The organism is Pseudomonas frederiksbergensis (assembly GCF_003732705.1).
Lineage (GTDB): Bacteria > Pseudomonadota > Gammaproteobacteria > Pseudomonadales > Pseudomonadaceae > Aquipseudomonas > Aquipseudomonas frederiksbergensis_F.
Genome location: NZ_MOBR01000043.1, coordinates 239,660 through 261,733 on the forward strand (window position 1 = coordinate 239,660; position 22,074 = coordinate 261,733).

Sequence of the window (22,074 nt, forward strand, 5' to 3'; positions counted from 1 at the left end):
CGTCTCTATCCGACTTTTTCTCAGGCGAAACTCTATGAACATGAAATCCATTTTCGTCGGCACGCTGATTACTCTGCTGGCGCTGGCCGGTTACGACAAGTTTCTGGCCAACAGACCGGCGGATGTCCCGCGCAACTGGCTCGACATTCCCGCTTTACCAGTGATTCATGATGCGATCTTCGAGCTGTCGCCGATGTTCGATGGCCAGCGCAATACGCCGGTGATGCAACAGCTTTGCGCATTGGCCCGGGGCGAAGTGAAGCAGGAGCAGGTCAACGTCTTCCTCAAGCAGCAAGGGGTCGACGCGCAAACGCTGCCCAAGCAGGGCAGTCCGTTCTCGCTGTTGATCAATGGCGACCAGGTGGGGCAAACCACGGCGTGTGCGGCGTATCTGGCGACGACCGTGTTGTCGCCGGTCGATGTGACCGAGTTCATGCGCCCGGTGACGACGCCAGCGGCCAATGGGCAACCGGAGAAAACCGAGCTGCAAGTTGATAACGCGCTGTTGGCCTCGGCGCTGTCGATCAAGTTGGCTGAGGCGCGGGCCAATGCCGATGTGTTTGCCCTGATCGCCGCCGAGTTGCAACGCAGCCCCGGTTTGTCGATCCCGCAATACCGTGCGCGCGCCGGGCAGTTGTTTGCCCGCCTGGCACCGACTTACCTGCAACGGATCAAGGATCAACTGCCACCCGCGGACACGCAGTACAAGCTGCTGCAAATGGATGAAAGCCGCTTTGTGTTCAGCAGTTCCGCCGGCAGCGTCTTCGAGTTTGGCAGCAGCGGTCTGATCCTGAATCTGGGCGGTATCGCCTGGTATGGCCAAGGCAAGTTGCTGGGGCGGGATTACCCGCTTCAGGTGGCGTACTTCTCGCCGATGGTCAGAGGGCTGCTGGCGCCGCCGCAATCGTGATCCGCGAACCCATGACCTCGCGATACAGCAGGGTGGTGAATTCCACCCTGTCGCTTCCATCTGCTGAATAGGTGAGACGAAATGCGATTACACAAAAAGATTTATCAAGCGCTCTGCCTGAGCGCCCTGGGACTGGTCTTGCTGGGCTGCTCGGATAAAGCCAGCACGCCTCAGGCCACGGTAAAACAACTGGCGGACTGGTATCTCAAGAACGGCTTCAAGGAGGGCTATAGCGCTTTGTTCAACATCGACGATGCCAAGCCATTGTTTGACCCGGCCATTATTCGTCTGTTGGGCCAGGCAGAAGCCGAACGTGACAGGCAAATCAAAGCCCATCCCGAAGACAAGCCTTCTTTTGTCGACAACATGTTCATCACCGGTTTCCAGGATCGGGTTGATCGGTATCGGATTACCGACACCCATCAGTGGGGGGAGATCGCCCATTCACAACTGGCCTGGAGCACGCTGGGCGACAGCACCTTCAATGACACCAAAGTGCTGCTGCGTAAAACGCCGGAAGGCTGGCGCATCACCGACATCATCTACGATGAAAATTACCCTGCACACCGGCTGACCGAGGCGCTGAAGATTGATCGATAGGTCCCGTCGGCGTGAAGATCGCACTCTGGACGCGCTCTGCGCCGCGCTCGATTGCCAGCCAGGCGACCTGCTGGAATATCAGCAAGACTGAGCCTTGCTGATGACGCAGAGCTGTGAAGCAACAGTTCAGTCCGAATCAGCGTTGGTCTTACTGATGTCTAGCGTGTCTTTCAAACCGAATACCTCATAAATCAAGGCGAGCCTGACTTCATCACTCAGTTCGCCTGATTGCGGTTGTGCTAAAGAGCGCTCCATGCGAGCGACAATTTCACCGTTCAAGCTGCGCCGATTCTCTTTGGCGATGCGTTTTAATTTGAGACGTAAACCATCAGGCAGTCGAAGAACAAACCTGTCGAGTGCTTTATCCACCACTAACTCCTGGCAACCCTGAGAATGGGGTAGTTTGGTCTCGGGCAGCGTGGGTTTTATGTAGGATTTTTCCTGCTGGGGCGCTCGAATTTTCTTACGATTGACGCCGCAATCTTCTGATCCGCACAACCACTCCTCAGCTAAGTCTTTGCTTCTGCTCGTTAATCCCGGACAATCGCGCCCCTGTTTCGGCCAGGGCGCTGCCTGTCGGGTTTTTCCGACTCGTCCTGACCGGGTAGCAACTGACCGGAATGCGGAGATCCCACCGGATGAATGATCAGGCCAATAGCGTCGACGAGCGCTATGTAGCGGCGAAACCAGTAGTCATTGAAAGCTGGAATCGCCAAGACACCACCTGGATGCTGGGCCTGTTTGGCACGGCGATCGGGGCCGGCACGTTGTTTTTGCCGATCAACGCGGGCCTCGGCGGTTTCTGGCCGCTGATGGTCCTGGCGCTGTTGGCGTTTCCCATGACGTTCTACGCCCACCGTGGCCTGACCCGTTTCGTATTGTCCGGTCGCGAAGGCGCGGACATCACTGAAGTGGTGGAAGAACACTTCGGCATCAAGGCCGGTGCGCTGATCACCTTGCTGTACTTCTTCGCGATCTTCCCGATCCTGCTGATCTACAGCGTGGCGCTGACCAACACCGTGGGCAGTTTCCTCGAACATCAACTGCACATCATGCCGCCGCCACGGGCGATTCTGTCGTTCGTGCTGATCCTCGGTCTGCTGGCGGTGGTGCGTTGCGGCGAGCAGGTGATCGTCAAGGCCATGAGCCTGATGGTCTACCCGTTTATCGTTGCGCTGCTGTTTTTGGCGGTGTTCCTGGTTCCGCATTGGAATGGCGGCATCCTCAGCACCGCGTCCACGCTGCCTGAGCCGTCGGCGTTGCTGCACACGTTGTGGCTGGCGATTCCAGTGATGGTGTTCTCGTTCAACCACTCGCCGATCATCTCCGCGTTCGCGGTGGACCAGAAGCGTCGCTACGGTGAACACGCCGAAGAGCGCAGCTCGCAGATCCTGTCCCGCGCCCACGCCTTGATGGTGGTGATGGTGCTGTTCTTCGTCTTCAGCTGCGTGCTGACCCTGTCCCCGGCGCAACTGGCCGAAGCCAAGGCGCAGAACCTGTCGATCCTGTCGTACCTGGCCAACCACTTCAGCAACCCGACCATCGCCTTCGCCGCACCGTTGATTGCGTTCGTGGCGATTTCCAAGTCGTTCCTGGGCCACTACATCGGCGCCAGCGAAGGCTTGAAAGGCCTGATCGTGAAGAGCGGCAAGCGCCCGTCGCCTAAAGCGCTGGACCGCATGACCGCTGCGTTCATGCTGGTGGTGTGCTGGATCGTCGCCACCCTGAACCCGAGCATCCTTGGCATGATCGAAACCCTCGGTGGCCCGATCATCGCGGCGATCCTGTTCCTGATGCCGATGTACGCCATCCGTAAAGTGCCGGCCATGGCGCGGTATCGTGGTCAGGCCTCCAACGTGTTTGTGACGGCGGTAGGTTTGGTGGCGATTTCGGCGTTGATCTATTCGCTGACCGCCTGATAGCGCCACATGATCGTTCCCACGCTCTGCGTGGGAATGCCTCAAGGGACGCTCCGCGTTCCAGCTGTAGAAAGGGACGCTGAGCGTCCTGGGCTGCATTCCCACGCAGAGCGTGGGAACGATCTCTATCTATTCGCTGACCGCCTGACGCATTCCCCCTGTAGGAGCGAGGCTTGCCCGCGAAGAACGATAATGCGGTTGTTCAGATACACCGCGTTATCGTTCTTCGCCGGCAAGCCTCGCTCCTACGGAAGGGTCGGCGTTTTTTATTGCATGCGCCATGACCCAGAGCACACGCCGAACCCGATAAACGGCTAACCTAGAGCCTTCATGGACGCGTCGTAGACGGCCTGTCGATTTTCTCTGGAGACGCTTCATGGCCCGTGCGCTATCCCTTGTCGATACCCCGGGCCGTTGGCGAGACCTGTTGGCCGGGCTGTCGATTGCCGGTTTGCTGTTGCCGGAAGCGGTGGCCTATTCGAGCATCGCTGCGGTGCCGCCCCAGGCCGGGGTGATTGCGTTGTTTGCCGGGCTGCTGTGCTACGGACTGCTGGGCACCAGCCGCTTTGCGATTGTGTCCGCGACCTCATCTTCGGCGGCGGTTCTCGCCGCTGCCACCGCCACGTTGGCCAACGGCGATGCCGGCCTGCGCATGACCCTGGCCATCGGCCTGGTGCTGGTCACCGGCGGGTTCTTCCTGCTGGCCGGGCTGTTCAAGCTCGGCAGCGTCACTTCCTTTATCGCCAAACCGGTGCTGCGCGGCTTTGCCCTGGGGCTGGCGGCGACCATCATCCTCAAGCAGGTCGCGAGTATCGTTGACGTGCACCTGAGCAACGGCAACTTGATCCGTTTCGTCCCGCAATTGCTGGAGCAGTGGCCGCAATGGAACCGTGTCGGCCTGTTGGTCGCCGCAGTGGCGTTGCTGGTGTTGTGGGTGTGCGCGCGGTTCCGCCGTGTACCGGGCGGTTTACTGGTGGTGGCGCTGGGCATCGCGGCGGGCCAATGGCTGAACTTGCAGGCGTACGGTGTGGACCTGATCGGCGTAATCGACCTGAGCCTTGAAGTGCCCCGGCTACCGGTGTTGCCGTTCGCCGACTGGTTGCGCCTTGGGGAATTGGCGTTTGCCATGGTGATGATTCTGTATGCCGAGTCTTACGGGTCAATCAGCTCTTTTGCCCTTAAGCACGGCGACCGCGTGTCGTCGAACCGCGACCTGCTGGCCCTCGGTGCGGCGAATGTGCTGTCCGGCCTGTTCCATGGCATGCCGGCGGGCGCTGGTTATTCCGCGACATCGGCGAACGAGGCGGCGGGTGCCAGCTCACGTCTGGCCGGTGGGGTAGCGGCGGCGGTGGTGTTGCTGATTGTTCTGACCGTGTTGCCCTATATCGCCCTGACGCCCGAACCGGTGCTGGCGGCCATCGTGATCCATGCCTTGGCGCGAGGCTTGAGCCTGCAGCCCTTGGGCCGCTATTTCATCTGGCGCCGCGACCGCGTGCTGGTGATCTGCGCGGTGGCGGCGGTGTTGGTGTTGGGGGTACTGGACGGCTTGCTGGTGGCGGTGGCGATCAGCGTGGTGCTGATGTTGAAACAGATGTCATCAGCGGATATTCAAGTGCTGGGGCAAATGGGCGGCGGTCATGATTATGTGGATGTGCAACGCCATCCGGATGCCCTGCAAATCCCTGGCGTGCTGATTGTGCGGCCCAGCGAGGCGCTGTTTTTTGCCAATGTGGAACGGATTCTCGGTGGCGCCCTAAGGCTGGCCCGGCATGCATCGCCGCCCGTGCACACGATCATTCTCAGCCTGGAAGAATCGCCGGACCTGGACGGCACCAGCATTGAAGCGCTGGAGGCGTTCTTTTTGCAGGTGCGGGCGGAGGACAAGTTGTTGATTCTGGCGCGGCTCAAGCATGAGGCCAAAGCGGTGCTGGCGTTGTTGCCGGCGTTGGAGTTGGAGCAGGTGGTCCTGAGTGGGCTAAGTGTCGACGGTGCGGTCCAACAAGCCCTCAAGCCCAACACCTGACCCTGTGGGAGCGAGCTTGCTCGCGATTGCGGTGTATCAGTCAACATTAGTATTGAATGTACTGCCGCTATCGCGAGCAAGCTCGCTCCCACAGGGGGATTGTGCAGTTCCAGCGGGCATAAAAAAACGCCGCTCCATCTCACGATGGGCGGCGTTTTCTATTGCGTTGCAGCGTTAGGCTTGAATGACCGGAATGTTGGCATTCGCAGCAGCTTCACGGAACTCGGCGATCTGGTCGAAGGACAGGTAGCGGTAGACATCGGCCGCCATGCTGTCGATCTTGCCAGCGTATTCCATGTACTCCTCGACGGTCGGCAGGCGACCCAGGATGGAAGCAACAGACGCCAACTCAGCCGAAGCCAGGTAAACGTTCGCGCCGTCACCCAGACGGTTCGGGAAGTTACGGGTCGACGTCGACACCACAGTCGAGTTCGGCTCTACACGTGCCTGGTTACCCATGCACAGCGAGCAACCCGGCATTTCCATGCGTGCGCCAGCCTTGCCGTAGATGCCGTAGTAGCCTTCTTCGGTCAGTTGGTGAGCGTCCATTTTGGTCGGCGGCGACAGCCACAGACGGGTTGGCAGCTGACCCTTGACCTGATCCAGCAGTTTACCGGCAGCGCGGAAGTGACCGATGTTGGTCATGCACGAACCGATGAACACTTCGTCGATCTTCTCGCCAGCAACGCTGGACAGCAGACGGGCGTCGTCCGGATCGTTTGGCGCGCAGAGCACAGGCTCTTTGATGTCGGCCAGGTCGATTTCGATGATTTCAGCGTATTCGGCGTCAGCATCGGCCACCATCAGCTCAGGGTTGGCAACCCAGGCTTCCATCGCTTGAGCGCGACGTTCCAGAGTACGTGCATCGCCGTAGCCTTCGCCGATCATCCAGCGCAGCAGGGTGATGTTGGAGTTCAGGTACTCGGTGATGGAGTCTTTCGACAGCTTGATGGTGCAACCGGCAGCCGAACGTTCAGCCGAAGCGTCGGACAGCTCGAAAGCTTGTTCGATGCTCAGGTTGTCCAGGCCTTCGATTTCCAGGATGCGACCGGAGAACGCGTTCTTCTTGCCTTTCTTCTCAACGGTCAGCAGGCCAGCCTGGATCGCGAAGTAAGGAATGGCGTGAACCAGGTCACGCAGGGTAACGCCCGGTTGCATCTTGCCTTTGAAGCGCACCAGGATCGATTCCGGCATGTCCAGCGGCATAACGCCGGTGGCTGCGGCAAACGCCACCAGACCGGAACCGGCCGGGAACGAAATGCCCATCGGGAAACGGGTGTGGGAGTCACCACCGGTACCGACGGTGTCCGGCAGCAGCATACGGTTCAACCACGAGTGGATGATGCCGTCGCCCGGACGCAGGGAAACGCCGCCGCGGGTCATGATGAAGTCTGGCAGGGTGTGGTGGGTGGTCACATCGATCGGCTTAGGATAAGCCGCGGTGTGGCAGAAGGACTGCATCACCAGATCGGTCGAGAAGCCCAGGCACGCCAGGTCTTTCAGTTCGTCACGGGTCATAGGACCGGTGGTGTCCTGGGAACCGACGGTGGTCATCTTCGGTTCGCAGTAGGTGCCAGGACGAACGCCTTTGCCTTCCGGCAGACCGCAAGCCTTGCCGACCATTTTCTGTGCCAGGGTGAAACCCTTGCCGGTGTCGACAGGTGCTTCAGGCAGTTTGAACAGATCGGTTGGGCCCAGGCCCAGTTCAGCACGCGCCTTGTCGGTCAGACCGCGACCGATGATCAACGGAATACGGCCGCCGGCACGAACTTCGTCCAACAGTACCGGCGTCTTCATTTCGAAGGTGGTCAGGACTTCGTCGGTGCCGTGTTTGCAGACTTTGCCAGCATGTGGGTACAGGTCGATCACGTCGCCCATGTTCATGTTGGTGACGTCGAACTCGATTGGCAGTGCGCCAGCATCTTCCATGGTGTTGTAGAAGATTGGAGCGATCTTGCTGCCGAAGCAGAAACCGCCAGCGCGCTTGTTCGGCACGTAAGGCACGTCGTCGCCGAAGAACCACAGGACCGAGTTGGTTGCCGATTTACGCGACGAACCGGTACCGACCACGTCACCGACGTAGGCGATCGGGAAGCCTTGACCGCGCATTTCTTCGATCTGCTTCATCGGGCCGGTCACGCCTTGGGCGTCAGGCACGATGCCTTCACGGGCCATTTTCAGCATGGCCAGGGCGTGCAGCGGGATGTCCGGGCGGGACCAGGCGTCCGGGGCAGGGGACAGGTCGTCGGTGTTGGTTTCGCCGGTGACCTTGAACACGCGCAGGCTGATCTTGTCGGCCAGGGTCGGACGATTGCGGAACCACTCGCCGTCAGCCCACGACTGGATCACGCCTTTGGCGTGTTCGTTGCCGTTCTTGGCTTTTTCCGCGACATCGTGGAACGCATCGAACATCAGCAGGGTGTGCTTGAGTTGAGCGGCAGCGACTGGGGCCAGTTCGGCGCTGTCGAGCAGGTCAACCAGGGTCACGATGTTGTAGCCGCCCTGCATGGTGCCGAGCAGTTCAACCGCGCGCTTCTTGTCGATCAGAGGGGAAGTGGCTTCGCCTTTGGCCATGGCAGACAGGAAACCAGCCTTTACATAGGCTGCTTCGTCCACGCCAGGTGGAATGCGATTGGTGATCAGGTCAACGAGGAAAGCTTCTTCGCCAGCCGGGGGATTCTTCAGCAGCTCGACCAGGCCTGCAGTTTGTTCGGCGTTAAGCGGCTGGGGAACGATACCCAGTGCTGCACGCTCTTCGATATGTTTGCGGTAGGCTTCAAGCACAGTTATTACCCTCATCAGTGGTCCCAAATGGGTGTCCGGGACGCTCGTCGCGAAATGCTCGTACTCATGCGCTGCGTGGCGTTGTGGGCCACTTAGCCAGAATTACCGGACATTCCTTACAGAAGCTGCTTTCAAAGTTTTACGCCTGCAGAACGGGGAGCTGATGAGGGTTGGCGTAGAGCTTTTCCCCGCTGGAAAAACCCTTCGCCAACACCGCTCTGAAGGAACGACTGTGCTCGTGACGCTTTGAAAACAGCTTCTAACGGACATTGGCGCCTTAAAAGGCTGGCTGATTCTACGGCAAAAAAAAATTAAAGGTAAGTGAGGGCCTATTGGACTTTGGTGGCGTGCCGCGTTGCTGGGCCAACGCGGCCGGCAACAAAGTCCAATAGACCTTCCGCCCCTTAACTTTGAGGGGTGATCAATGTTAGACAAAGGGCTAACATGCCGACCTGTTCTGCTTTCCCGTGTTTTGCCTACCTATGCCCAATCAGACCATCAAGACCCCCTGCGTCGGCCTCTGCTCCACCGTTTACGGTGACCTGGTGTGCCGTGGCTGCAAGCGTTTCCACCACGAAGTGATCAACTGGAACGGTTACAACGAGGAAGAAAAACGCGCGGTGTGGCTGCGTCTTGAGCAACTGCTGTCCCAGGTGATGGCCAGCAAGCTGGAGATTTTCGACCCGCAGCGCCTGCGTTTGCAGCTCGAGCAACGGAAAATCCGCTTTGTGCCGCATCAATCGGAATATTGCTGGGCCTATCAGTTGATCGCTCGCGGGGCGCGGGTGATCAATAATCTGGAGGCTTACGGGATGGTATTGATGCCAGAGTTTCGCGACTGGAACCTGCCGGAATTGCGCGATGCCATTGATCGGGAGTTTTTCCTGCTGTCGGAAGCGCATTACCAGCGCTATATCGCACCGGGGTTCCTCAAGGACGCCTTCGGCGGCTGAAGCTTAAAAGCTTCGCGGGCAAGCCTCGCTCCTACAGGGTATGTGTCGTACACAACATTTGTGATCAACACGATCCCTGTAGGAGCGAGGCTTGCCCGCGAAGGCGTCATTACTGACACAACACCCTTCAATGCCGGGTCACAACCTCTTCCAGATGATCCATGATCTCATCCGGCTTGAGCACCAGCACATCGCTCTCCACCGCATCCAGCACCACTTCCGCCGTATTCCCGATCAACGCCCCGGACAACCCGGACCGCGCCACGGTGCCAATCACTACCACCGCCGCCTGCAGCTTATGCACCATGAACGGAATCAACACATCCGCCGGGCCTTCCTCGATGTGCAGGTGATCGTCGTCGATGTCGAATTCGGCCTGGAAGGCCTTGCACTGCTCGCGGTAGCGCGCCTGAATGGTTTCGCTGAGCTGGAACGTCGGGTCGGCTGACGACAGCATCGGTGACGGATGCGCACTGATTACGTGCAACTGCGCCTTGGCCAGGCTCGCAATGTCATAACCGTGATCGACAATGCACGCATGCAACGTGCGGTGTTCGCCGTCGGTATTGCCGACGTCGATGGCCGCCAGAATGACCCCGCCGGTCCAGGGTTTCGAGGTTTTCACCAGCAGCACCGGCGTCGGGCAGTAGCGCAGCAGTTTCCAGTCCGCCGGGGTCAGCAAGGCTTTTTTCAGCGGGCTGTCGGGGTAATGCTGCTTGACCACCAGCCCGCAGCCCTCGGCTTGCTGCACGTCGACGATGGTTTCATGCAGGCTCTCGTTCCAGGCCTGCTCGGTGGTGACGCTGTAGCCATCCTCCAGCAACGTGGCCTTGAGCACGCTCAACATGGCGCTGTGGTCATGCTTTTTATCGCAGACCAGCAAGTGCAGATGGGCCTGGGTCACGCCCGCGATCAGCTTGGCCCGCTTGAGCGCCAGGCTTTCCGAGTGTTCGGGTTCGATGACCACCAGAATGCTGCGTATGGCTTGCATGAGCGGGATCTCCTGAAAGTAAAAAACACTGCGTTGGACAACTATAGTTGCTGCCCGGCAACACGGGACTTGATGCATATCAATGGCGGCGGCTGGTGGTCTGCCGACAAGCCCGTATAATCGGCGCCCTTCGTTTTGAACCTTTTATCCGTGAGCCCCATGATCCTTCCCGAAATTCACGAGTTCCTCGGCTGCCGCACACCTGACGGCTGGGTCCAGGCCGCGCTGGCCGATCAGGAAACCTTGCTGATCGACCACAAGAACTGCGAATTCAAGGCCGCCAGCACGGCGTTGAGCCTGATCGCCAAGTATCACTCCCACGTCGATCTGATCAACCTGATGTCGCGCCTGGCCCGGGAAGAACTGGTGCACCACGAACAAGTCATGCGCCTGATGAAAAAGCGCAAGATCGAGCTGCGCCAACTGTCCGCCGGGCGTTACGCCTCGGGTTTGCGCAAAGTGGTGCGCAGCCACGAGCCGGTGAAACTGGTGGATACCCTGGTGGTGGGCGCTTTCATCGAAGCGCGCAGCTGCGAGCGTTTCGAGGCGTTGGTGCCGCATCTGGATGAAGAACTGGGCAAGTTTTACTTCGGTTTGCTGAAAAGCGAGGCCCGGCATTTCCAGGGTTACCTGAAACTGGCTTATCAGTACGGGGATGCCAAGGACATTGCCCAGGTCATCGACCGGGTTCGTGCCGCCGAGCAGGAATTGATCGAGTCGCCGGACGTGGAATTCCGTTTCCATAGCGGCATCCCAACCGCCGCATAAACATGCTGACCACCGCATAACTCTGTAGGAGCAAGGCTTGCCCGCGATGGCGTCCTTGAAATCGCTATCGCGGGCAAGCCATGCTCCTACAAAAAGCATCATCCGCAGGCTGTGATGTTTTGATTCAATATTGTTAAAAACTCTTAAGAGTATGAAACATCACCCAAAACCGGCCCCCATGGCCGGTTTTTGCTGCCTGCCGTCACCGTCCTGCCACCGATTGCCGCCATAATGCCGCCCACTTCAAACAAGGGCTGGCAGACGGTCGTTATGGATAACCTGGGTTTTGGCAAAGTTTTGCTGGTGGAAGACGACGAGAAGCTTGCCGGGCTGATTGCGCATTTCCTGTCGCAACATGGCTTCGAGGTCCGGGCCGTGCACCGTGGCGACCTGGCGTTGGCCGCGTTTCTCGAATTCAAACCGAAAATCGTCGTGCTCGACCTGATGTTGCCGGGCCAGAGCGGCCTGCACGTGTGCCGCGAGATTCGCAGCGTGTCTGACACGCCCATCGTCATCCTCACCGCCAAGGAAGACGACATCGACCATATCCTCGGCCTGGAATCCGGCGCCGATGACTATGTGATCAAACCGATCAAGCCACCGGTGCTGCTGGCCCGTCTGCGCGCCCTGCAACGTCGGCAAGTGCCGGAAACCACCGTATGCAGCGCCCTGGAATTCGGCCATTTGAGCATCGATCGCAGTTGCCGCGAAGTGCGCCTGGCGGGCGAGGGCATCGAGCTGACCACCATGGAGTTTGAACTGCTGTGGCTGCTGGCCAGCGCCGCCGGCAAGATTCTGTCCCGCGATGACATCCTCAACCGCATGCGCGGCATCGCCTTCGATGGCCTCAACCGCAGCGTCGACGTCTACATCAGCAAACTGCGGGCCAAGCTCAAGGACAACCCCCGAGATCCGGTGTGCATCAAAACCGTTTGGGGCAAGGGTTACCTGTTCAATCCGTTCGCGTGGGAGCTTTAAATGCTGCGGTTATTTCTAGGGTTGTACCTGGTGCTGGCCGTGGGGCTGGTGCTGGCGTTGCAGACCGTCGAACACACCTTCAACGCGCTGCTCGATAACCAGATGCAGGCCTACAACCGCGAGGCCGTGCGCGGTCAGGCGTACTCGCTGGTGGAACAGTTGCGTGGCCTGGAAGCTCCGGGGCGTGAACAACAACTGGATGCCTTGCGCCCGCATTACGGTTTGGGATTGACCCTGGTAGAGGCCGACCAGCTGAATCTGAATGAACAAGAAAAAGCCCTGTTGGACAAAGGCTTGCTGGTGATTCGGGAGAAGTACACGCAGTTTATTTCCTCGATTGATGGCGGCCCGCAGCTGCTGAGCATCAAGTTGCCGGCCGAGCCGAGTCTGATGCCGTTCTACATTGCCGCCGCCTACCTGATGCTGGCGGTGCTGATCGGCATCGTGCTGTTTTTCTGGGTGCGGCCGCACTGGCGGGATCTGGAAAAACTGCGCCTGGCCGCCGAGCGTTTCGGTGATAACGATTTGTCATCGCGGATCCAGCTGTCCAAGCGCTCGAACATCCGCGACCTGTCCGAACACTTCAACCTGATGGCTGCGCGCATCGAAGGGCTGATCGCCAATCAGCGCGAGCTGACCAACGCGGTGTCCCATGAGTTGCGCACACCGATTGCGCGGTTGTCGTTCGAACTCGATCAACTCAAGCAACAACCCGATCCGGCGCAGAACCGCGAACTGATCGCTGACATGTACGCCGACCTTGGCGAACTGGAAGAAATGGTTTCCGAACTCTTGACCTACGCCAGCCTGGAACGCGGCGCTACGGTGATCACTCGGGAGAATATTCAGGCCAGCAGTTGGCTCGACAGCGTGGTCGGCAGTGTGGCGCTGGAAGCGGAAGCGGCGGGGGTGCAGCTGCTGATTGTCGAGTGCCAGATCGATCAGGTGCGCATCGAACCGCGCTTTATGGCCCGGGCGGTGATCAACCTGCTGCGCAATGCCATTCGTTATGCCGCCGAGCGGGTGGAAGTCTCGTTGGTTCGCTGCGGCGATTGCTACGAAGTGCAGGTCAACGATGACGGGCCGGGCGTGCCGGTGGATGGGCGCGAGAAGATTTTCGAACCGTTTTCGCGGCTGGATGCCAGTCGGGACCGACGTACTGGCGGCTTCGGTTTGGGGTTGGCATTGGTGCGGCGCGTGTCGCAATCCCATGGCGGCCAGGTGGAAGTGGCGGATTCGGCGTGGGGTGGGGCGTCGTTTCGCATGACCTGGGCGCATTTGGATTAGTGCCGTTCTCGAGGACGCCTTCGCGGGCAAGCCTCGCGCCTACCGGTCCAAACCCAGCCGTTCATGCCATTGGGCGATGGACTCTTCAGGGTAAACCTCGAACTCCTGATCCTTGGACTTCACCTCAACCTCCACCCACGACGCCTTCGATCCCAGCATCAAATGCGTGTGCTCCGGCGGCACCGGCAGCGGGGTATCGATGGCCGAGGCAAACGGGTGAATCAGCTCCGGCCATTCGGGGCTGAACAGCCACAACCCGCTCCCGCAAACCGCACAGAAATGCCGCTCAGCCGTGCTGCTGTGGGCGCGTTTATCGCCATCGTCCTTGAGTCGCGCATGGTAGATCGCGATGTGCTTGCGCCCACGCACCTTCAGGCTGTTTGCGTCGCCGCTGATGTTGATCGCATAGCCGCCCCCGCCCTGGGTTTTGCGGCAGATCGAGCAGTAGCAACGCTGGTAGGGGTAGGGATGGGCGCTGGTGAGGCTGAACGACACCGCGCCGCAATGGCACGAACCTTCGAGCTGCATGACAACCTCCGGCTGTTCTTGAATGGACTCAAGACAGCCTAGACCCTCAGTGGCTTTCGACCGGCACCAGAATCGCGTCGCCGGTGGCCACCAGTTTCAACTGATCACCGGTCTGCGCGAACAACTCGGCGCGGGCGAACACCTGCTTCTTGCCGGCCTTCACCACCCGACCCTTGGCGATGAACACTTCACCGACGGCCGGCGCCAGGCAATTAACCGAAAAGTGCGAAGCCAGCACGTTGCCAGCCACCGTCCCGGCGGCAAAACCGCAAGCCGTGTCGAGCAGCGCGCCGATCAGGCCGGCATGCAGGAAACCGGCGTATTGCGCCATGTCTGCCTCGCGAAAGGCCAGGGTTAGGTCGGCTTCACCGCTTTCGGCGCGGGTGACTTCGAAGCCGGCCCAGCGGTTGAAGGCTGAGGTTGAATTGATCTGTTTGAGTGCGTTGAGCATGACGAATCCCTCTGGTTGAGGGATCAACATGCGCCGGGTTTTGGGGGAAGTCATGGTGGATAAGAAAGGGTGATGGGCAGGTGGATTGGTGGTGAATGGGCCGGCCTCATCGCGAGCAAGCTCGCTCCCACATTTGATTTGTGGCGCACACAAATCCCCTGTGGGAGCGAGCCTGCTCGCGAAGAACGATAACGCGGTCTACCTGCCAGGCACCCGCCACAAATACCAAGAAGCCACCGTGCGATAAGGCTTCCACTCCAGCCCAATCTCAATCATCTGCTTGCGCGTAGGCTGCACTTCCAAGCCCTTCATCCGCCGATACCCTTCACGCACGCCAAAATCATCCGCCGGCAAGATATCCGGCCGTTCCAGGCTGTAGATCAGCAGCATCTCCACCGTCCAGCGCCCAACCCCGCGCAGGGTGATCAAGCGTTCGATCAGCGCTTCATCATCCATGGCCAGTGCCGTGGCGTAATCCGGCACCACGCCATCCAGCGTTGCCTGGGCAATTCCTTGAATGGTCGCAATCTTGCCGGCGGAAAACCCGCAACTGCGCATCTGATCAAAGTGTGTCGCCAGAATCTGCTCAGGCCTGGGGAACGACACCGAAGGAAACAGCGCGACCAGCCGCCCGACAATCGCATCCCCGGCCTTGGCATGCAGTTGCTGATAGGCAATCGCCCGCACCAGCGATTCATACGGATCGCGCGCTGGATGTGGCTGATGCAGGCAGGGGCCGACGGCGGCGATATGGCGCCGCCAGTCGTCATCAAGGGCGGCCAGGAATTCACTCGCGGGCCGGTAGATGTCGGGCATTGAGATCACGTTTTTTTCAGCAACCCGTTCACTTCACCATAGGTAAGCGCCTTGAGATCGCGGCTATCGAGCTTGCCGGTTTCCAGGAAGCTTTTCGCCACGCTCGCCATGGCGCCATACAAGAACTCAGCGATGCCCGACCCGGCGCTCAACCGCCGTACCCCGAGGGTTTTCAGCACGTCGGGGGACGGCAGGGAGGCCCAGCCCAGCACGTTGACCGGCAGCGGCGTGCCACGGCAGATGGCCCCGATCTCGTATTCCGCCGTCACGCCAGCGGCGAACAACCCGTCAGCCCCGGCGGCCTGATACAACGCGGCGCGCTTGAGCGTTTCGGCCACGCGATCTTCGGCGGGCACCAGGCCCTTGAGGTACACGTCGGTGCGGGCGTTGATGAACAGTTTCACCCCACGGCGTTCGGCTACCTGGCGGGCGACTTCGATCTTGCGCACCAGCAACTCGGGCGGGGAAGCACCGTCCTCGATGTTGATCCCGACGGCACCGGCGGCGATCACCGCGTCGATCACTTCGCCGACCCGCGCCAGGTCATCGGAATAACCGGCCTCGATGTCCACGGTCAACGGCACGTTAATCACCCGAACGATGGACTCCACCGTCGCCACCAAGCGTTCGAGGGGCAGGGCGTTGCCGTCCGGATAACCATGGACCCACGCCACCGCCGCACTGCTGGTGGCCACGGCTTTGCTGCCCAGTTGTTCCACCAGCCGCGCCCCGGCGGCATCGGCAACGTTGGTGAGGATCAGCAGGCCGTCCTGATGCAGCCTGTGGAACTGTTGGTCGAACGCTTCCATCGAGTTTCCTTCCCTTTGCAATGATCAGAATGCCAATTGTCGGGTGATCTGCACCGCAGCCTTTTCCAGCCTCAACAGAAACGCTTTGCGCGGTTGTCCACCACCATAGCCGGTCAGCGAACCGTCCGCACCGATCACCCGGTGACAGGGCAGCACAATCGCCAAACGGTTATGCCCGTTGGCCAGGCCCACGGCACGACTGGCGCCGGGTTTGCCCAGCAGCGCAGCGATGGCGCCATAAGTGCTGGTGTGGCCGTAGGGGATCTGCGCCAATTCGGCCCAGACCTGTTTGGCAAATTCGCTGCCCGGCAGGTGCAACGGCACCTGGAACTCGGTCAGCTCGCCAGCGAAATACTGCGCCAGTTCGGTTTCGATCTGCTTCAAATGGCCATTGTGTCCCGGCGCCACGACGTAGCCATAGCGGTTCTGTAATTCTTCAACTTCCCTGGTCAGCGCCGGGCGGTCGAGGAATTCCAGCAGCACCAGTCCGCGCCGTTCGGCCATGGCGATCATCGGCCCCAGCGGCGTGGTCAACCGGGTGAACAGCAGCGGCTCGCTGTTGGCGGCGCGGCCCGGGGTGATGTGGAAGGACTTCTGAAAGGCGTCACGAAAACCGCTCAGGGATTCGTAACCGGAATCGAACGCCACGTTGTCGATGGACTCGCCCTGCTTGATCCCGCCCAACGCCATCCCGAGACGTCGGGTGCGCAGCCAGGCGTGAAACGTCATGCCGAAATGCTGCTTGAACCAGCGCCGCAACTTGAGCGGCTCGATGCCCTCGGCTTGCAGGTGCGTGTCGGTCCAGCGCTGGTCCGGTTCGGCGTCCACCAAGGTGAGCAACCGCTGCACCCAGTCCGGAGCGATGGCGGCGGCATCCAGCGGTTTGCAGCGCAGACAGGCGCGGTAGCCGGCGGACATGCACTCATCGGCATGGGCGAAGAACTCGACGTTTTCGGGCTTGGGCTTGCGCGCCGTGCAACTGGGGCGACAGAAAATCCCGGTGGTCTTGACCGCAGTAAAAAACACCCCCTCGTAGGCGGTGTCTCGTTCGAGCATGGCGCGAACCATCTCGGCGTGGGGAGGCAGGACAGCGTTTTGTAGGTTCATGGGCTGAGCATAAGGCTGGTTGCGGGTGGCCTCCACCGGAAAATCGACAGGGAATTTCGGGCGGTTAATGCCGGTGCCGATGATGAATGTCCGGGAAGTGCGCATGACTGTGACGCATCGGCGTGTGCTCATGTTCATGGCTGTGGGGCTCGGTGCCGTCCCATTCGAACGAATGCTCATGCTGATGATGTTCGTCATGCACATGCCGATGGCCGTGCTTCAGCGCGTCGTGTTGATGTTCATGGCCATGGCTTTCCTTCAAATGAATCCACACCCCGAGGCCCATCAACAGGGCCGCGGCCCAGAACGTCAGCGTCACCGGTTCACCCAGCAGCACAATGGCAATCGCCGCACCGAGGAACGGCGCCGTGGAAAAGTACGCGCCGGTACGTGCCGTGCCCAGCCCACGCAGGGCCAGCACAAACAGCACAAGACTGATGCCATAGCCGAGGAAGCCGACGATCAGGGTGGGCCCGAGCACACTGAACTGCGGCAGTTTTGCGCCCAATAGCAGCGCCAGACTGCAATTGACCATCCCGGCGACCAAACCCTTGATGCCGGCGATAAACAGCGCATCCGACGCCGACACCTTGCGCGTCAGGTTGTTATCGACGGCCCAGCAGGCACAGGCCAGCGCCACGGCCAACGGCCCGATCCAGCCCTGTGTTTGCGAGGCACTCTGCGGCCAGGCCAGCAGCAAACCGCCGGCGACAATCGCCAGCATGCCGGCAACGATGCGCCGGTCGGCGTTCTCCTTGAACACCATCCAGGCCAGCAGCGCCGTGAGCACCGATTCGAGGTTGAGCATCAGCGAGGCGGTGGCGCCGGAGGTCACGGTAAGGCCGAACATCAACGCCACCGGTCCCAGTACGCCACCAAAGGCGATAGCGCCGATCAGCCAGGGCCATTCCGAGGCCGTGAGGCCGCTGGGCTGCCAGCGGCGGTCGCGGATCAATCGGACCAGCGTCAAACCCACGCCGCTGCCCAGGTACAACAACCCGGCCAGCAGGATCGGCGAGAGGTTCAGGCCGAGCAACTTGGCCAGTGGCGTGCTGGCGCCGAACAAGGCAGCGGCGCCGAGGGCGTAGATGATGTTCAGGTTCATTGACGGCTCATCGGGATTGGGGCGGCGCAGGATTCAAGCCTAACTCACAGACGCAATGTCATGTAAGCGCAATCCCTGTGGGAGCGGGCTTGCTCGCGAATGCGGCGTGCCAGACAACAACAATGTTGAATGTTTATCCGTCTTCGCGAGCAAGCTCGCTCCCACAGGGGATATCAGGGGTTCAGGCCCTGCGCGCCATCAACAACACCGAAGCCGCCGCCGACAACAACCCCGCGCAGCACCGATTGAAAATCCGCTTGCCCCGGGGTTCGGCGAACCAGCGGCGCATGTGCAGGCCCATGTAGGCGTAGGCGCTGATGGCGATCCATTCCAGCATCAGGAACAACGCGCCCAACACCGCGAATTGTGGGGTGACCGCTCGGGTCGGGTCGACGAACTGCGGCAGAAACGCGGTGAAGATCAGGATCGCTTTCGGATTGCCCGCCGCCACCAGAAATTCCTGGCGCGCCAACGCCAGCATCCCCACTGGCGTGCCTTCCACCGCGTTTTGCGCACCGGGATCGGCCCGCCACAACTGCCAGGCGAGATAAAACAAATACGCCGCGCCCACAATCTTGATCCCGTAAAACAACAGCTCCGACGTTTGCAGCACCACCGCCAACCCCGCCGAGGCGAGGGCAATCATCCCGGCAAACGCCAGCAAGCGCCCGACCCCGGCCATACAGGCACGACGATAGCCGTAGCGGGTGGAATTGCTGACCGACAGCAAATTGTTCGGCCCGGGGGCCATGTTCAAGGCAAAGCAAGCCGGGACAAACAGAGTGAGGGTGGCGAGGTCCATGACGGGGTCTCCTGATTCGAGAACGCTTTTTTTAGCACGGATGGTGGGGGGTGTGACCCATACAGCCATGGACACAAGTCGCCATACACTTGCTCATGGCCCCCACCCAAAACTCTGATCCATGACCTACGCTTGTTCACAACCCAGTGTTCAGTGAGCAGGATTTGCGCCTGAGCGAGATTCAACCGCCATCCCAAAAACAACAATATCGGGAGACAACCTATGCAGCCGTTATTCCGTCGATTCACCTGCGCGATTGCTCTGGCCATTACCGCAGCCACCCCGGCCTTTGCCCTCGAAACCGTCAAGTTCATGGCCCCCGGTTCCGTGGGTGGCGGCTATGACCAGACTGCCCGTGACTTGGGCAAAGCCCTGATCGAGGCCAAAACGGCCAAAGCCGTGACCTTCGAGAACAAGGGCGGGGCGGGCGGAACGTTGGGGCTGGCGCAGTTTGCCAACAGCACCAAGGGCGACCCGAATGCGCTGCTGGTGGTTGGCGCGATCATGGTCGCGGGTATTGAACAGAACAAACCGCAAATTACCTTGAAGGATGTCACGCCAATCGCCCGGCTGTTTACTGAATACAACGTGATTGCCGTGCGCAAGGAGTCCGAATTCAAGACCCTGGAAGACCTGCTCAAAGTCTTCAAGGACAAGCCGTCCAGCATCACGTGGGGCGGCGGTTCCAAAGGGTCGGTCGACCATATTGGCATCGCCGACCTGGCCAGCAAGATGGATATTCCGGTCAACAAGGTCAACTACGTGGCCTTCGCCGGTGGCGGGGAAGTCGTGGCCCAGGTCTTGGGCGGCCAGATCAAAGTGATCACCGGCGGCTATGCGGAATTGGGCCAATACATCAAGAACGGCCAGTTCCGGGTACTCGCCATCGGCGCGCCGGAGCGTGTGGAAGGCATCGATGCGCCAACGCTTAAAGAGAAAGGCTACGACGTGATCATCGGCAATTGGCGCGGTGTCTACGGCGCGGCGAACCTCACCCCCGAACAGCGCAAAGAAGTGACCGACGCCGTGGTCGCCGCCGCCAAGAGCAGCGTCTGGCAAGACAATGTCAAAACCAACGCGTGGTCACCGAGCATCCTGACCGGGGATGAGTTCGGCAAATTTGTCGACGAAGAGCACGTTCGTCTGCACGGGATGCTGGTCAAGGTCGGGCTGCTTTGAAATGGCCACGCCGCGCAAGATAGTCCCGGTACAACTGGCGATTGGCGCCGGTGTGATTGCCATCAGCGCCGTGTTGGCGGTCGGCGCGTTCCGCTTTCCGGCGGAGATGGGTTTCGTCATCCTGGGTGCCCACGTCTACCCCTACGCTTTGGCGGCGTTCCTGGGGGCTGTCGGTCTGTTGCTGAGTTACCAGGCGCTCACCGGTGGATTTCGCGAGCTTGCCGACCACGAAGACGAAAGTGCCCAGGCGCTGCCCGGCGGCAAACTCGGCGCGGCGTGGGTGACCGGCGGGCTGGTGGCGGTGGCCGTGCTGATAAACCTTATCGGTTTCGTCCTGGCGGCCGGGTTGTTGTTTGCCTGTTCGGCACGGGGTTTCGGCAGTCGCCGCCCGGTGCGCGACCTCGCCATCGGCATTGCCCTGACGCTACCGATCTACTGGCTGTTCAATGCCGGGCTTGGGGTCTCCCTTCCGCCCCTTATCAACATCTGGATCTGATCCGGGCCGAAGGAGGTCAACACGGTGGACATTCTCTCAAGCCTGGCCATTGGTTTTTCTGCGGCGCTGACACCGATCAATCTGATGTGGGGGTTTATCGGCTGCCTGTTGGGCACCGCGATTGGTGTCTTGCCGGGTATCGGGCCGGCGCTGACCGTCGCGTTGTTGCTGCCGATCACCGCTAAGGTCGATCCTACCGGGGCGCTGATCATGTTCGCCGGGATTTACTACGGCGCGCAGTTTGGCGGCTCCACCACGTCCATTCTGCTGAATACGCCGGGGGAGTCGTCCTCGATGGTCACGGCGCTTGAAGGCAACCTCATGGCCCGTAATGGGCGCGCCGGGCCCGCCCTGGCGACGGCGGCGATAGGCTCATTCGTGGCCGGCACCATCGCGACGATCTTGTTGACGCTGTTTGCGCCCCTCGTGGCCACCCTGGCGCTCAAGTTTGGTCCTGCGGAGTATTTCGCGATTCTGGTGTTGTCCTTTACCACGGTGTCGGCGGTGCTCGGCGCTTCCATGCTGCGCGGGTTCGCCTCGCTGGGGATTGGCCTGATGGTGGGCCTGATCGGGCTGGACGCAACGTCGGGTATCGCGCGCTACACCTTGGGCGTGCCGGAACTGGTGGATGGCATTGAAGTGGTGCTGGTGGCGGTCGGCTTGTTTGCCGTGGGTGAGGCCTTGTACAGCCTGCTGTATCAAAAGGAAGAAGCGTCGGGTCGACACCGCTTGACCTCGTTATGGATGACCCGCGCCGACTGGAAACGCTCGATCCCGGCCTGGCTACGGGGAACGCTGATCGGTTTTCCCTTTGGTTCGATTCCGGCGGGTGGCGCTGAAATTCCGACGTTTCTGTCGTATTCCGCTGAACGCAAACTGAGCAAATACCCGAAAGAGTTTGCCGGCAGCAAGGGCGAGGGCGCGATTGAAGGCGTCGCCGGCCCCGAGGCCGCCAACAACGCGAGCGCGACCGGTTCGCTGGTGCCGCTGCTGACACTCGGCATCCCCACTTCCGCCACGGCGGCAATCTTGTTGGCCGCGTTCCAGAACTACAACCTGCAACCGGGGCCGATGCTGTTCCAGACCTCCGGTGAACTGGTCTGGACCCTGGTGGCTTCGCTGTACATCGGCAACGTTATCCTGCTGGTGTTGAACCTGCCGTTGGTGGGGCTGTGGGTCAAACTGCTGCAAATTCCCCGACCCTATCTGAACGCCGGCATCCTGGTGTTCGCCACCATTGGCGTGTACGGCATGCGCCACTCTTCCTTCGACTTGTTGCTGATGCTGGCCATTGGTTGGGGCGGGGTGTTGATGCGGCGTTTCGATTTCCCCGTTGCCCCAGTGATCGTCGGGATGTTGTTGGGGCCGATGGCCGAAAAGCAACTGCGCAATGCGTTATCGATCAGCGAGGGCGACTGGACGATTTTTCTTACCCAACCGATCTCCGCCGCGTTCCTGGCGTTGACCCTGCTGGTGCTGGTAGTGCCCCACCTGCTGCATGCCCGTGGCATCAAATTGCACGAGGATGATTGAGTCATTCCAGCCGTTTCCACAGGTCAGACTCTCTG

General features: G+C 60.4%; 22 protein-coding genes. 12 read left to right on the plus strand and 10 right to left on the minus strand.

What is annotated here, in order from left to right; genetic code table 11:
• Positions 1 to 34 precede the first annotated feature (34 nt).
• The 3 genes from BK667_RS31260 (at position 35) to BK667_RS31270 (ending at position 1,601) form a co-directional block, all read left to right on the plus strand.
• Complete coding sequence (locus BK667_RS31260) at positions 35 to 910, plus strand: hypothetical protein (protein WP_123599895.1); 876 nt, start codon at positions 35 to 37, stop codon at positions 908 to 910.
• Positions 911 to 991: 81 nt separating this feature from the next.
• Positions 992 to 1,510 carry a hypothetical protein gene (locus BK667_RS31265; RefSeq protein WP_123599896.1) on the plus strand — a complete coding sequence of 173 codons (519 nt, stop codon included), beginning with the start codon at positions 992 to 994 and terminating at the stop codon, positions 1,508 to 1,510.
• Positions 1,500 to 1,601, plus strand: a complete 102-nt coding sequence (locus tag BK667_RS31270) for a helix-turn-helix domain-containing protein (RefSeq protein ID WP_259698286.1) — start codon at positions 1,500 to 1,502, stop codon at positions 1,599 to 1,601. The genes BK667_RS31265 and BK667_RS31270 overlap by 11 nt, the downstream gene beginning before the upstream one ends.
• Positions 1,602 to 1,636: 35 nt before the next feature.
• Here the strand turns inward: BK667_RS31270 and BK667_RS33360 are convergent, their stop codons facing one another.
• Positions 1,637 to 1,879 carry an Arc family DNA-binding protein gene (locus tag BK667_RS33360; protein ID WP_185058298.1) on the minus strand — a complete coding sequence of 81 codons (243 nt, stop codon included), beginning with the start codon at positions 1,877 to 1,879 and terminating at the stop codon, positions 1,637 to 1,639.
• A 269-nt stretch (positions 1,880 to 2,148) separates the two neighbouring features.
• Between BK667_RS33360 and BK667_RS31280 the strand changes: the two genes are divergently transcribed.
• Positions 2,149 to 3,429, plus strand: coding sequence for an HAAAP family serine/threonine permease (locus BK667_RS31280; RefSeq protein ID WP_123599898.1), 1,281 nt, complete (start codon positions 2,149 to 2,151; stop codon positions 3,427 to 3,429).
• A 376-nt stretch (positions 3,430 to 3,805) separates the two neighbouring features.
• Positions 3,806 to 5,452: a SulP family inorganic anion transporter gene (locus tag BK667_RS31285; RefSeq protein ID WP_123599899.1), complete on the plus strand. Its 1,647-nt coding sequence runs from the start codon at positions 3,806 to 3,808 to the stop codon at positions 5,450 to 5,452.
• A gap of 174 nt (positions 5,453 to 5,626) precedes the next feature.
• On the opposite strand, the gene acnB is transcribed toward BK667_RS31285, so the two are convergent.
• Positions 5,627 to 8,236, minus strand: coding sequence for a bifunctional aconitate hydratase 2/2-methylisocitrate dehydratase (gene acnB / locus BK667_RS31290; protein WP_123599900.1), 2,610 nt, complete (start codon positions 8,234 to 8,236; stop codon positions 5,627 to 5,629).
• 482 nt (positions 8,237 to 8,718) lie between these two features.
• On the opposite strand from acnB, the gene BK667_RS31295 reads away from it, so the two are divergent.
• Positions 8,719 to 9,189: a DUF1289 domain-containing protein gene (locus tag BK667_RS31295; protein WP_010459705.1), complete on the plus strand. Its 471-nt coding sequence runs from the start codon at positions 8,719 to 8,721 to the stop codon at positions 9,187 to 9,189.
• Between the two features lie 127 nt (positions 9,190 to 9,316).
• Here the strand turns inward: BK667_RS31295 and uspL are convergent, their stop codons facing one another.
• Entirely contained in the window at positions 9,317 to 10,180 is an 864-nt protein-coding gene (gene uspL, locus BK667_RS31300; RefSeq protein WP_123508607.1) for a universal stress protein UspL, read from the minus strand.
• A gap of 159 nt (positions 10,181 to 10,339) precedes the next feature.
• On the opposite strand from uspL, the gene BK667_RS31305 reads away from it, so the two are divergent.
• The 3 genes from BK667_RS31305 to BK667_RS31315 all read left to right on the plus strand — a co-directional run bounded on the left by BK667_RS31305 (position 10,340) and on the right by BK667_RS31315 (position 13,213).
• A complete protein-coding gene (locus BK667_RS31305) occupies positions 10,340 to 10,948 on the plus strand; it encodes a MiaE family protein (protein WP_054047466.1) in 609 nt (202 codons plus the stop codon).
• A gap of 270 nt (positions 10,949 to 11,218) precedes the next feature.
• A complete protein-coding gene (locus tag BK667_RS31310; RefSeq protein WP_123599901.1) occupies positions 11,219 to 11,926 on the plus strand; it encodes a winged helix-turn-helix domain-containing protein in 708 nt (235 codons plus the stop codon).
• A complete protein-coding gene (locus tag BK667_RS31315) occupies positions 11,927 to 13,213 on the plus strand; it encodes an ATP-binding protein (protein ID WP_123599902.1) in 1,287 nt (428 codons plus the stop codon). It abuts the gene before it with no gap.
• A gap of 39 nt (positions 13,214 to 13,252) precedes the next feature.
• Here the strand turns inward: BK667_RS31315 and BK667_RS31320 are convergent, their stop codons facing one another.
• From BK667_RS31320 to BK667_RS31355, 7 genes are all read right to left on the minus strand, one after another.
• Positions 13,253 to 13,741 (minus strand): GFA family protein, encoded by a 489-nt coding sequence (locus BK667_RS31320; protein ID WP_123599903.1) that lies wholly within the window; start codon positions 13,739 to 13,741, stop codon positions 13,253 to 13,255.
• A 46-nt stretch (positions 13,742 to 13,787) separates the two neighbouring features.
• Positions 13,788 to 14,192: a PaaI family thioesterase gene (locus BK667_RS31325; RefSeq protein ID WP_123599904.1), complete on the minus strand. Its 405-nt coding sequence runs from the start codon at positions 14,190 to 14,192 to the stop codon at positions 13,788 to 13,790.
• Between the two features lie 198 nt (positions 14,193 to 14,390).
• The gene (locus BK667_RS31330; RefSeq protein WP_123508602.1) at positions 14,391 to 15,008 is read right to left on the minus strand and encodes a DNA-3-methyladenine glycosylase family protein; all 618 of its coding nucleotides are present in this window, start codon (positions 15,006 to 15,008) and stop codon (positions 14,391 to 14,393) included.
• Between the two features lie 5 nt (positions 15,009 to 15,013).
• Positions 15,014 to 15,817 carry an isocitrate lyase/PEP mutase family protein gene (locus tag BK667_RS31335; RefSeq protein WP_123599905.1) on the minus strand — a complete coding sequence of 268 codons (804 nt, stop codon included), beginning with the start codon at positions 15,815 to 15,817 and terminating at the stop codon, positions 15,014 to 15,016.
• 24 nt (positions 15,818 to 15,841) lie between these two features.
• Positions 15,842 to 16,924, minus strand: a complete 1,083-nt coding sequence (locus BK667_RS31340; protein WP_123599923.1) for a bifunctional transcriptional activator/DNA repair enzyme AdaA — start codon at positions 16,922 to 16,924, stop codon at positions 15,842 to 15,844.
• 64 nt (positions 16,925 to 16,988) lie between these two features.
• A complete protein-coding gene (locus BK667_RS31345) occupies positions 16,989 to 18,029 on the minus strand; it encodes a DMT family transporter (RefSeq protein ID WP_123599906.1) in 1,041 nt (346 codons plus the stop codon).
• Positions 18,030 to 18,210: 181 nt separating this feature from the next.
• Entirely contained in the window at positions 18,211 to 18,831 is a 621-nt protein-coding gene (locus BK667_RS31355) for a LysE family translocator (RefSeq protein WP_123599907.1), read from the minus strand.
• 222 nt (positions 18,832 to 19,053) lie between these two features.
• Between BK667_RS31355 and BK667_RS31360 the strand changes: the two genes are divergently transcribed.
• From BK667_RS31360 to BK667_RS31370, 3 genes are read left to right on the plus strand one after another with little or no spacing between them, the layout of a single operon-like run.
• Positions 19,054 to 20,010 (plus strand): tripartite tricarboxylate transporter substrate binding protein, encoded by a 957-nt coding sequence (locus BK667_RS31360; RefSeq protein WP_123508593.1) that lies wholly within the window; start codon positions 19,054 to 19,056, stop codon positions 20,008 to 20,010.
• A 1-nt stretch (position 20,011) separates the two neighbouring features.
• Positions 20,012 to 20,506 carry a tripartite tricarboxylate transporter TctB family protein gene (locus BK667_RS31365; RefSeq protein ID WP_123599908.1) on the plus strand — a complete coding sequence of 165 codons (495 nt, stop codon included), beginning with the start codon at positions 20,012 to 20,014 and terminating at the stop codon, positions 20,504 to 20,506.
• A 24-nt stretch (positions 20,507 to 20,530) separates the two neighbouring features.
• A complete protein-coding gene (locus BK667_RS31370) occupies positions 20,531 to 22,039 on the plus strand; it encodes a tripartite tricarboxylate transporter permease (RefSeq protein WP_123508591.1) in 1,509 nt (502 codons plus the stop codon).
• The last annotated feature ends 35 nt before the right edge of the window (positions 22,040 to 22,074 follow it).